Origin of the sequence: Brevibacterium renqingii (genome assembly GCF_017808095.1) — a bacterium.
In the GTDB taxonomy this organism is placed as follows: domain Bacteria; phylum Actinomycetota; class Actinomycetes; order Actinomycetales; family Brevibacteriaceae; genus Brevibacterium; species Brevibacterium renqingii.
Map to the genome: position 1 here is coordinate 1,044,761 of NZ_JADBHG010000001.1, position 11,496 is coordinate 1,056,256.

10 protein-coding genes are annotated in these 11,496 nt (G+C 65.9%); 7 read left to right on the forward strand and 3 right to left on the reverse strand.

Translation table 11 applies throughout. The features are described from left to right. The first annotated feature begins 4 nt into the window (after positions 1–4). The 4 genes from IIE29_RS04715 to IIE29_RS04730 are packed head-to-tail and all read left to right on the forward strand — an operon-like array spanning position 5 to position 2,980. The gene (locus tag IIE29_RS04715; RefSeq protein ID WP_209323994.1) at positions 5–1,015 is read left to right on the forward strand and encodes an NAD(P)H-quinone oxidoreductase; all 1,011 of its coding nucleotides are present in this window, start codon (positions 5–7) and stop codon (positions 1,013–1,015) included. Further along, the gene (locus tag IIE29_RS04720; protein ID WP_209323995.1) at positions 1,012–1,536 is read left to right on the forward strand and encodes a proteasome activator; all 525 of its coding nucleotides are present in this window, start codon (positions 1,012–1,014) and stop codon (positions 1,534–1,536) included. Before IIE29_RS04715 ends, IIE29_RS04720 begins: the two co-directional genes overlap by 4 nt. After that, on the forward strand, positions 1,533–2,138 hold the full coding sequence (locus tag IIE29_RS04725; protein ID WP_343071791.1) for a hypothetical protein: 606 nt from the start codon (positions 1,533–1,535) through the stop codon (positions 2,136–2,138). Before IIE29_RS04720 ends, IIE29_RS04725 begins: the two co-directional genes overlap by 4 nt. Beyond that, positions 2,135–2,980 (forward strand): HAD family hydrolase, encoded by an 846-nt coding sequence (locus IIE29_RS04730; protein ID WP_209323996.1) that lies wholly within the window; start codon positions 2,135–2,137, stop codon positions 2,978–2,980. The genes IIE29_RS04725 and IIE29_RS04730 overlap by 4 nt, the downstream gene beginning before the upstream one ends. Positions 2,981–3,013: 33 nt before the next feature. Here the strand turns inward: IIE29_RS04730 and IIE29_RS04735 are convergent, their stop codons facing one another. Both IIE29_RS04735 and serS read right to left on the reverse strand, forming a co-directional pair. Beyond that, positions 3,014–3,874 carry an HAD family hydrolase gene (locus IIE29_RS04735; RefSeq protein ID WP_343071792.1) on the reverse strand — a complete coding sequence of 287 codons (861 nt, stop codon included), beginning with the start codon at positions 3,872–3,874 and terminating at the stop codon, positions 3,014–3,016. A gap of 38 nt (positions 3,875–3,912) precedes the next feature. Beyond that, positions 3,913–5,193, reverse strand: a complete 1,281-nt coding sequence (gene serS, locus IIE29_RS04740; protein WP_209323997.1) for a serine--tRNA ligase — start codon at positions 5,191–5,193, stop codon at positions 3,913–3,915. A gap of 128 nt (positions 5,194–5,321) precedes the next feature. Between serS and IIE29_RS04745 the strand changes: the two genes are divergently transcribed. The 3 genes from IIE29_RS04745 to IIE29_RS04755 all read left to right on the forward strand — a co-directional run bounded on the left by IIE29_RS04745 (position 5,322) and on the right by IIE29_RS04755 (position 10,333). After that, positions 5,322–6,437, forward strand: a complete 1,116-nt coding sequence (locus IIE29_RS04745) for a diacylglycerol/lipid kinase family protein (protein ID WP_246475683.1) — start codon at positions 5,322–5,324, stop codon at positions 6,435–6,437. A 187-nt stretch (positions 6,438–6,624) separates the two neighbouring features. Further along, complete coding sequence (locus IIE29_RS04750) at positions 6,625–8,724, forward strand: hypothetical protein (protein WP_209323998.1); 2,100 nt, start codon at positions 6,625–6,627, stop codon at positions 8,722–8,724. A 241-nt stretch (positions 8,725–8,965) separates the two neighbouring features. After that, positions 8,966–10,333, forward strand: a complete 1,368-nt coding sequence (locus IIE29_RS04755; protein WP_209323999.1) for an LPXTG cell wall anchor domain-containing protein — start codon at positions 8,966–8,968, stop codon at positions 10,331–10,333. 88 nt (positions 10,334–10,421) lie between these two features. On the opposite strand, the gene IIE29_RS04760 is transcribed toward IIE29_RS04755, so the two are convergent. Continuing rightward, positions 10,422–11,297 (reverse strand): DUF1206 domain-containing protein, encoded by an 876-nt coding sequence (locus tag IIE29_RS04760; RefSeq protein ID WP_209324000.1) that lies wholly within the window; start codon positions 11,295–11,297, stop codon positions 10,422–10,424. Positions 11,298–11,496: the final 199 nt, after the last annotated feature.

Below are 11,496 nucleotides of genomic sequence, written 5' to 3' on the forward strand. Positions count from 1 at the left end.
GGGCATGCGAGCAATCACGATCTCCTCCCCAGGTGACCCCGAGGTTCTCCAGGTCACCGATGAGCCGACCCCCGCCATCTCCGCCGACGAGGTGCTCGTCCGAGTCCACGCCGCGGGCGTCAACCGGGCCGATCTGCTGCAGCGCAGGGGCTTCTACGATCCCCCGCCCGGCGCGACCACGATCCCCGGCCTCGAGGTCTCCGGCACGATCGAGAAGCTCGGCTCGGCCGTGACCGGCTGGGCGGTCGGCGATCGGGTCGCGGCCCTGCTGTCGGGCGGAGGCTACGCCGAGGCGGTCCCCGTTCCCGCGGGTCAGCTCCTTCCCGTCCCCGATGACTTCGACCTCACGAAGGCGGCCGCCCTGCCCGAAGTGCTCGCCACCGTGTGGTCGAACATCGTCGGCCGCGGACGAGTCACAGCAGGCGAATGGTTGCTCGTCCACGGCGGAGGTTCGGGAATCGGCACGGCCGCGATCCAGATCGCCCGTCACCTCGGCGTGAAGATCGCCGTCACCGTCGGATCCGAGAGGAAAGCCGAGTTCTGCCGCGAGCTCGGCGCCGATGCCGTCATCAACTACCGCGAAGAGGACTTCGTCGCCCGCGCCCATGAGATCTGCGTCCACGAGGACGGTTCGACCGGCGCCGATGTCATCCTCGACATCATCGGTGCGAAGTACCTCGAACGCAATATCAAGGCGCTGGCCGCCGACGGTCGACTCGTCATCATCGGCATGCAGGGCGGAACGAAGACGGAGATCAACCTCGGCTGGCTCATGCAGCCGCGCAAATCGGTGTCCGCCACGACCCTGCGCGCCCGGCCGAAGGAGCAGAAGATCGCCATCGTCGCCGAGGTGGCCCAACATCTGTGGCCGGCCGTGGTCTCGGGCGACATCCGCCCCATCATCCACGAGACCATGTCGCTGGCCGATGCGTCCCGCGCCCATCAGGCGCTGGAGGACGGGGCGAACATCGGCAAGATCCTCCTCGTCGCCGATGCAGAAGGTGGGCAAGCATGACCGGGACCCCCGAACGGAATGAGAACCTCGGCGAAGACGATCCGGCCCAGGCCGAGGAGCGGGAGGCGGACGTCTCATCACCGGCGAAGGTGATGCGTGTGGGCACGATGGTCAAGCAGCTGCTCGAAGAGGTCCGCAGCACGGAACTCGACGAGAAGGGGCGTGAGCGACTCGCGGAGATCCACCGCCGCTCCATCGAGGAGCTCGAAGAGGGCCTGTCGAAGGACCTCGTCGACGAGCTCGAACGCCTCGACCTCCCGTTCGACTCCCAGGACGGCCCGCCGACGACCTCCGAGCTGCGCATCGCGCAGGCCCAGCTCGTCGGCTGGCTCGAGGGCCTCTTCCACGGCGTGCAGACCGCCATCGCGGCCCAGCAGGCGATGGCGCAGCAGCTCGCTGCCCGCGGGCAGCTGCCGCCCGGCGCGGTCGTCCCCGGCATGACGCCGCCCGGCGCGAAGGGCGAAGCGGCCGAGAAGTCGGCCACGGAGCGGGACGACCGCGGCACCGGCAACTATCTGTGAAGCGCTTCTTCGCAGGCCTGCGCCGGAAGGCCGGCCGCGCCAGGGACCGCGGCGGCGACGCTGCGGGCAACGATGACCAGCGCTTCGGCACCGGCTTGTGGCGGCACAACCGCGACCGTTTCCTCCGCGCCGTCGACCGCTACTACACCACGGCCGTGGTCCTCCACGAGTCCCGTGCCGCCGGCGTCGCGACCGCCGGTGACGGGCCGGGCTCGACTCCGGACGGAGGCCCGGGTCCCGCCTCGGCGAACGAGGGCGCGGCGCAGGACCCGATCGACATCATCGTCGACGGCACGCACCGGCTCAACTCCCTCGCCACCGTCGTCGACGACATCACCGCACAGCTGCACCGTCGGCACCCCGTCACGGGGCAGATCGTGCCGGGGTCCACACGCCGGGCCGTCGGCGACGCCCCTGAGCTGCTGACCAAGGCGTCCTCGAAGGTCGCCGAGGCGGTCCTCGCCGCTTCGATGGCCCGTGCCGAGGCTCCGGCCGGCAGACCGATCGGCTCGAGCGCGCGGGCGACCGAACGCTTCATCACCGACGCCGAGGAGCTGCTGGAGCGGGCGCAGGAGAATCTCGCTAGGCTGGAGCAACCATGACTCCTCCCATCTCTGCGGACTGCCTGCCTCCTGACGACTTCTCACTCGGCCTCGTGGCCAGTGACATCGACGGCACACTGCTGCTCGACTGGAAACCGATCTCGACGACGACGATCGATGCGATCCATCGCTGCCAGGATGCGGGCATCCCCTTCGTTCTCGTCACCGGCCGACCGATCCGCTGGCTGGCCCCGATCGCCGAGCAGATCCCCGATCTCGGCCGTGTCGTCTGCCTCAACGGCGCCGTCGTCTACGACATCGCCTCGGACTCCGTCGTCGACGCCCACAGCATCGACTCGGACACTCTGGCCGAGATCACCGCGGCGATCATGGCCGAGCATCCGGAGGCGCGGTTCGCCTACGAGACGCTCACCGGCGGATTCATCGACCGGGAGTTCGTCACCCGCCGCTCGCGCGAGGCTCGTGTCATCGACGATGTCTCCGAACTGCACGGCCAGCAGGTCGTCAAGGTGCTCGTGCGACTGGATACGAGCGATTCGCAGGCGATGCACGATCTCCTCGACCCTCTCGTCGAAGGCACCTGCCATGCGTCGTTCTCCGAACCGGACAACGGCCTCGTCGAGCTCGCCCCGGCGGGGATCACGAAGGCCAAGACGCTGTCGGAGCTGTGCGACCACCTCGGCGTGGCCCGCTCGCAGGTGATGGCGTTCGGGGATATGCCCAACGACATCGAGATGCTGTCCTGGGCCGGGCACGGGGTCGCCATGGGAAACGCCCTGGGTTCGGTCAAGGAGATCGCCGCGGCCGTCACCGAGGAGGTCGACGAGGACGGGGTCGCGCGCTACCTCGACGCGGTCCTCGATGCTCGGGCGCGCCGCTGACCTCTCGAACTGCCTGAGGGCACAGGCAGCAGCTCAGGGACGGGTGTCGGTCGAGCCCGCGGCGCTGAGCAGAGTGCGGTCGAGGTCGAAGTGGTCGACCAGCGCCGTGGCCAGCCCATCGTCTTCGATCCGGCCGGTGACCACAGTGGCCAGTGCCTTGAGCTCGTCCTTCGCCTGGCCCATGACGATCGCGTGGGCGACCCACTCGATCATCTCGAGGTCGTTGAGCCCGTCGCCGGCGCCGATAGTGTGCTCATGGTCCACGCCGAGTTCGGTGGCCACGAGGGCCAGACCGCTGGCCTTCGAAATCCCCTCGGGAGCGATGTCGAGCCAGTTGCTCCAGCCCACCGAGTAGCTGACCTCGTGGAGTCCGAGACGGTCGACGGCGGCGGCGAACTCCTCGGCCGTCCCGTTGACCTCGCGCATCACGATGCGGGTGGCCCGCTTCGTCAGCAGCTCGTCGAAGTCGACGATGTCGAGCGTGTCGGACTCGGCGAGCTCACCGGCCGGGAACTCAGCGGAGGCCCACCGGTGCAGATCGGGGTCCTCGACGAGGAAGAGGGCGGTGGGCAGCGCCTCGCGCATCTTCTCCAGCGCATCCCGCGGGTCGAAGGAGACCACATGGTGCATCTCCCAGCCCAGCGGCAGCTCTGGGTCGAGGCGGACGACGACGGAGCCGTTCGAGCACACGACGAAACCGCGTTCGATGCCCAGTGCGTGCACGACCTCGAGCGCACCCGGCAGGGCGCGGCCGGTGGAGATGACGAGATGGTGCCCCTCCTCGGCGAGCCGGTCGAGCACTCGCCTCACCGACTCCGACAGTGATCCGTCGTAGCCGACGATCGTGCCGTCGACGTCGAGTGCGATGAGGTGCGGGGCCAATGTGTCTCCCAACTTGAGCTCTGAAATGTCGGTTTCGGTGTCGCCTGCGCTCAGTAGCGCGGGCCCTCCGGTCCCTGCGCGGTCATACCGCCGAGGTAGGGCCGCAGGGCCGCAGGCACGGTGACCGAGCCGTCCGCCTGCTGGTGGTTCTCGAGGATCGGCACCAGCCAGCGGGTGTTGGCCATGGTTCCGTTGAGCGTGGCGACCGGACGGGTCGCTCCCTCGTGGCGTTCGCGGATCTGGAGTCGGCGGGCCTGGAAGGTCGTGCAGTTCGAGGTCGAGGTCAGCTCGCGGTAGGTGCCCTGAGTCGGCACCCAGGCCTCGCAGTCGAACTTGCGGGCGGCCGAGTCGCCGAGGTCGCCGGCCGCGGTGTCGATGACCCGGTAGGGCAGCTCGCACAGGCCCAGCATCTTCTCCTGCAGGCTCAGCATCCGCTCGTGCTCGGCCTCGGCGTACTCGACCGGGACGTAGGAGAACATCTCGACCTTCTGGAACTGGTGGACGCGGATGATGCCGCGGGTGTCCTTGCCGTAGGAACCGGCCTCCCGGCGGTAGCACGAGGAGATGCCCGCATAGCGCAGCGGCCCCTCGCCGAGGTCGATGATCTCATCCATGTGGTAGCCGGCCAGCGGCACTTCGGAGGTGCCGACGAGGAACAGGTCGTCGGCCTCGAGGCGGTAGACCTCGTCGGCGTGCTCGCCGAGGAACCCCGTTCCGCGCATGACCTCCGGGCGGACCAGCGTCGGGGTGATGGTCGGGCTGAAGCCAGCCTCCTCGGCGACGTCGCGGGCGAGGTTGAGCAGGGCCATCTCGAGCTTCGCTCCGAACCCGGTGAGGTAGTGGAAACGAGAGCCGGAGACCTTGGTGCCGCGCGCGGTGTCGATGGCCCCGAGCTTCTCGCCGATCTCGAGGTGGTCGAGCGGCTCGAAGCCGTCGGGGGCGAAGTCGCGGGGCTCGCCGACGGTCTTGAGGGTGACGAAATTCTCCTCGCCGCCAGCGGGGATGCCGTCGATGATGAGGTTCGGGACCTTCGACACGAGCTGGTCGAAGGCGAAGCTCGCCTCCTCGGACTCGGCCGACAGCGACTTCACGGCTTCGGACTTCTGCTTGCCCTCTGCGATGAGTGCAGGCTTGTCCTCCTTCGGCGCCTTCGCGATCTGGGACGAGAAGGACTTCTGGTCGGCCCGAGCGTCCTCGTAGGCCGTGATGGCCGCACGGCGCGCAGAATCGGCGGCGAGAACCTCGTCGATGAGCTCGACGGATTCCCCGCGAGCCTCCTGTGATGCCTTGAACAGGGCCGGGTTGTCTCTGAGAAGCGCTAGATCGATCACCCTCTCAGCTTAACGGGCCGGACCTGTTTTCGACATTCGCCCCTCAGCCCGCACAGAGGGTCGGCACCCTCTCGTGCACGGATACGGCCCTCAGCTCGCACACGAGTTCGGCACGGTAGATTTGGGACATGACCATCGAGTTGGATCCTCTGATGACCTGGGGCATCGTCGTCTGCGCCCTCGTCGTGCTCGTGGCCGCTTTCCTACTCGGCCGCCGTTCCGGCATCCGCCGCACCCTCAACTCGGTTCGGCGATTCGTCCACCCTGCGAATCTCTCGGACTCCGAGGTCAGTGACGCGGCCCGCTATCGCGCCGCCCTCATCGTCAATCCGACGAAGACCGACGTGCGTCGGCTCGCGTCCACCGCCGAGGCGATCTGCCGCTTCGAGGGATGGAATCCTCCTCTCGTGTTCGAGACCACCATCGACGACTCCGGTGAGGGTGCGACCATCCGCGCCCTCGACGAAGGGGTCGATGTCGTCATCGCCGCCGGTGGGGACGGGACCATCCGCGCGGTCGCCTCGGCGCTGGCGGGGACCTCGACACCGATGGGGATCGTGCCCTTGGGGACCGGCAATCTGCTCGCTCGCAACATCGACCTCGTGCTCGACAAGACCGAATGGGCGCTGCGGATCGCCCTCTGGGGCCGCAATCGGGAGATCGACGTGGGAGCGGCGAGGATCGCCGCCGACGGCGACTCCCATGTCTTCACCGTGATGACTGGGCTCGGTTTCGATGCCGCGGTCATGGCCGACACCAACGATGAGCTCAAAAGCCGCCTGGGGTGGCTGGCCTACGTGGAAGCGGGGTCGAGGAAGCTCGCCGGCAAACCGAGCCATGTCAAGGTGACCTTCGACGACGACTACCGGATCTCGGCTCGGGTGCGTTCGGTGCTCGGCGGGAACTGCGGCAGGCTGCAGGGCGGGATCCAACTGCTGCCGCAGGCGGTCATCGACGACGGCATGCTCGATGTGCTCATCGTCAGTCCGAAGAACCTCGGCCAGTGGGTCGGGGTGCTAGCTTCGATCGCGGGGCGACGGGCGTCGAAGGGCCTGCACACGAACATCCGGAAGTGCCAGAAGGTCGTCATCGAGTCCAGGGAGGAACTCGATGTCCAGCTCGACGGGGATCCGATCGGACAGTCGTCCTACCTGGAGATGGAGGTCAGGCCCTCAGCCCTGACGGTCCGCGTGCCCACCGTCGAACAGCGCAAGCAGATCCGGGCCGATGCCTGGCCCGTCTGAGGTCCTCGAGACAATTCCACCGGACTTGCGATTACCAAATAGTAGGTCACGAAACGATTACACGAATTCATCAAAGCGTTATCGGAATTGCCGCTGAACAAAACGTACAGAAATAGTTTGGAGTTTCCTTCGAACCTAGGATGAGTCTCAGATGTGAACCCCCTCAAAGCAGATTGAAGGCACTCCAATGAAGAAGATCATCCTCGCGCCCGCAGTCGCCCTCGCGTTCACGGGACTCGTCGCCAGCCCGGTCGCCGCTGCGGAATCCCCATCCGCACAGTCGTCCGATTCCGCCGAGGCGAAGGCCAAGAAGGCGGAGCAGGAGAAGGCGGAAAAGGAAAAGGCCGAAGCTGAGAAGAAGGCAGCTGAGGACAAGGCCGCGCAGGAGAAGGCTGCCAAGGAGAAAGCTGCCGAGGCCAAGGCCGCAAAAGAGAAGGCTGCCAAGGAGAAGAAGGCGGCCGAGGACGCGGCCGACAAGAAGAAGGACGACAAGCCGAAGGCCCCGAAGAAGGTCGATCCCAAGCCTGCCCCCTCCCCCAAGGATGAGGGCAACGACGACAAGGACAAGGTCAACCCGATCAACGCCTCGGTGCAGGCACCCTCGGGTGAAGTCACTGCCGAAGAGCTGGCCGAAGGCGTCAACGTCAAGGTCACTGGTCTCGAAAAGGGCGACAAGGTGGAGGCTGCCTCCGGCCTCAAGGGCCCGGCCACGACTGCCACCGGCTCGACCGCCACGCTCAAACTGCACTATGCCGGAAACGCCGATTCGCTCAAAGACGGCAGCAGGAGCTTCGCCGTCAATATCCTGCGCGCCGGCACGGATACCAAAACGGTGACCGGAACTGTTGACGTCGACGCACAGGACGCAATCGATGCCTCCCTCAAGGTCTCACCCGACGAAATCACTGCAGAAGATCTGGCAGACGAAAGCAAGGGTATCGACATCACCGTCACCGGCCTGGAGGAAGGCGATAAGGTGACGGACTCGCTGACGGATAAACAGAAGTCGGTGCCCTCCGATGGAGCCTTCACCTTCGCCGTCTATTACAAGGGCGACCCCGCGGACCTCGAAGAAGGGCCGGTCCCCTTCGAAGTCACCATCGACCGCGAAAGCACCGAGTCCGAAACGCTCAAGGGCACCATCAACGTCGTCAACGACACCGAGGTCGACCCCTCCGTCAAGCTGGAGTCGAAGAAGATCACTCTCGAGGACTTCAAGAAGGACGGCCTCAAGTTCACCGGTTCCGGATTCTCCTCGAACGGAACCATCAGCGTCGAAGGCACAGCCGTCCAGACGCAGCGCGCCGCCGCCCCTCAGACCGATGAACTCCGCGCCGACGAGGACGGCAACGTCGAAGGCGCTGTGGTTGCGCCCGAGTCGCTGGAGGCCGGGAAGTACTCCCTCACCTTCGTCGACGACAAGACCGGCGAGAAATCCGGCCCGGTCGAGGTCACCGTCACCGAGGATGAGGACGCCGTCGACCCGATCGACGCCTCCCTCACGGTCGACCCCAAGGAGATCACCGCCGAGGACCTCGCCGACAAGGACAAGGGCGTGACCGTCACTGTCTCGGGCGTGAAGAAGGGCGACAAGATCAAGGACTCCCTCACCGGGAAGACCGAGACCGCCGAAGCCGACGGTGCCCACGTCCTCCACCTCTGGTGGGACGGCAACCCCGACAGCCTCGAAGTCGGAAAGGTCCCCTTCGAAGTCACCATCGAACGCGAAGGCACCGAGTCCGAGACGCTCAAGGGCAACATCAACGTCGTCGACGATGAGACCGAAGCCCCCGCCGAGGCGAGCCTGAAGGTGTCGCCGAAGACGATCGAGGCCACGGACTTCGCCAACGAGGAGAAGGGCGTCACGCTCGCCGTCGAGAACTGCGAGCCTGGCGCTGACGTCCACTTCGAGGTCAACCCGAAGGGCATCAACGTCACGGCCTACGAGAACACCGTCAAGGCCGACGATGAGGGCCGCGCCTCGGTCAACGTATTCGGCACATCCTCGGACGCTTCGGCCTACGTCGGCTCGTACACTGCGACCGCCACCTGCGGCGATGACACCATGAAGGACTCCTTCAAGGTCACCGAGGGCGCCAACAGCGGCGGAAGCGACGGCGGAGACAGCGGAGACAGCGGCAGCAGCGACGACGGCAGTCAGCTGCCTCGCACGGGTGCCGACCTCGGCGGATTGACAACGGGGGCGATGCTCCTCCTCGTCGGTGGTGCAGCGATCGCGCTGACCGGACGCAAGAACAAGTTCGGCCAGACGCCGACCAGCTTCTGATCTGAGTCGGGCGGTCACCTTGGCCGCAGTCAAAGGGGCGGTCCAGCACATGCCGGGCCGCCCCTCCTTCTACTCTGAAGTTCGCACCGAAACCACGGTTCACGGTGAATGGGGGATGAACTCTGCGGCCACGCCGAACTCACCGCTGAACACAACGACCACAACTATGCGTGTCGTCATTGTTGCATTACCGTTACATTCGCAATACTTCACACCCAGCTGTAATTTTCTAAGGAAATACATGAAGAAGCTCGCCCTTGCACCCGCAGTGGCCATCGCCATCACCGGGCTGGCCGCATCCCCAGTCATCGCAGCTCCAGAGGCCCCCGCCTCGGCCGCCTCAAGCGATTCGCAGACCACAACAGCCCCGGGCGTCCTCAAAGCTCGCGCCGGCTCGATCGAAACACACGCGGAAAAAGAGCCAGTCGTCACGCTCTCCGCCGAGAAGCTGTCGCAAGCAGATTTCGGGGATGAGGATAAGGGCGTTGACGTCAATGGATTGGGCCTCAAAGCCGACCACGGCTATGACATCATCGTGTCCCCTCAGAGTGGCCAGAACGTCAACAAACTGACGACGACCGCCACGACTGACTCTGAGGGAACGTTCTCGCACAAGATCTACGGCGCGGACGACACCGCCTACGTCGGCACCTACTCCGTCACGGTCAACGACACCAAAGACAGCAACATTTCGTATCAGATGACGTTCGAGGTCACCGGCGACGAGTCCGACGAGCCTGAAGCTCCTGCAGCTGACCCGAAGATCTCGGTCGCCGACCAGGAACTCACTGCCGAGGAACTTCAGAAGGACGGAATCAAGGTCGAGGGTGAGGGCTTCACCCCCGATGGAGAGGTCCTCCTGGTCGGAGGCACGGCGCAGTCTCCCTTCGGCACAGCCACTGTCAAAGCCGATGAGAACGGCAAGGTCAGCGGCACGGTCAAGAGCGAAACCGCTCTCGAACCCGGCGAGTACAGCGTCTGGGGCGCCGACCAGGAGGCCGACACGACATCAGAGCCCGTAAAGGTCACGGTTGTCGAGGAGGAGACCGAGGAGCCCACCACTCCTGCCGCGGAGGCCGAGCTGACCGTCTCGCCCAAAACTGTCTCGCCTGCTGATTTCATCGATAAGGACAAGGGCGTCACCCTTGCCGTCGAGAACTGCGAGCCCGGCGAAGACGTCGAATTCGTCGTGAACCCCAAGGGCGATTCGAATGTCACCGCTTACGAGAACACCACCAAGGCCGATGACGAGGGCAAGGCCTCCGTCAACGTCTACGGCACCTCTTCGGATGCCTCGGCCTACATCGGCGACTACGACGTCACCGTCACCTGCGGAGATGCCGAACTGACCGGCGAGTTCTCGGTCAGCGACGATGCCAATGCCGGCGGCAGCGACGGCGACGAGGACGGCAACGACGGTGCCGACGACAAGGGCAACGAAGGCGACGCTGACGGTGCTGACAACGGAAACGGCGGCGGCGACCTGCCCCGCACCGGCACCGAGCTGACCGGCCTCGTCGGCGGTGCAGGGCTTTTGCTCATCGGCGGAATCTCGGTCGCACTGACCATGCGTCGGAAGAAGGCCGCTCAGGATCCTTCCGAGATCTGACAGGCGTCACCTGAGCTCACTTGAGCCGGCGTGAAATGAGAAGAGCGCGAACCCGATCGGGTTCGCGCTCTTCCTGCCTCAGCTGGGTTCACTCCATTCGGTCATAGCGGGAGCGCAGAGCGAGAAAGATCCCATAGAGCACCAAGCCGATTCCGACGGCCAGCAGCAGATGGGGACCATAGGGCTGGTCGCGCATACCTTTCAACGCCCCGTCGATGCCGGTGAACTCCTCCGGATCCCCGGTGCCCGCCGACACCACGACGAGGATGCCCACTGACAGCAGCGTCGCCCCCTTGCCCAGATATCCGACGATGCCGGTGAAGCCCATCAGGAAACGGGTGACGGCACTGCTCGGCCTGCGCAGATCCTTCGTCCACGAGCGACGCAGGCCGTTCACGCAGAACACGACGCCCACGACTGCGACGACGGCCCCGACAGCCATGAGGAGATAGAGCCCACCCGGGACCCTCGCCACTGTCGTCGATGCCTGTGAACTGGCCTTTCCCGAATCTGCTCCGCCCCCGAAGACGAACCGGGAGAAGTTCGCGGCGATCACCGCGTAGGCGATCGCGAATCCGAGAGTCTTGAGGAATTCGGTCCAACGGCGCCGGCCCTGCTTCTGCTGTGGATCCCGAGTCCCGGGTCTGCGCAGCGACGCGGAGCCGAAGAAGGCGTTGATCAGGCACCACAGCGCCAGCAATGCGCACCCGATGAAGCAGATGACGATGAGCACCACGCCGAAGGGTTCCGCCGCAATCTGTCCGACGGCTCCAGCCTGGTCGGCTTCACCGCCGCCCTGACCGAGTCCGATCGCCATGGCCACGACTCCGAGCACGGCGTGCACCAGCCCATTGGCGATGAAGCCCGCGCGGGCAACCCGTTCGAACCATCTGCTGCCGGCGGCTTCCTGGGCCGCCGCATCGGCGGATTCGGCGACCTCTCTGAACTTCTCGGACTCGCTCATGGAGTTCAGTGTTGCACAACAGCTTCACTGACCTGCTCACCGGTGGCCGCAGGACCCGGCGCAGCCGAGAAGAGCGCGGGCCCCCGCGGGGGCGCGCACGTCGACGGGGCGGGCGACAAAACCGCCCCCGCACCAGTTGTTAAGAACCAGCCCCCCCCGCCCCGGGGGGCCCCGCGGGCGACGCCCCCCGGAGGTAGAA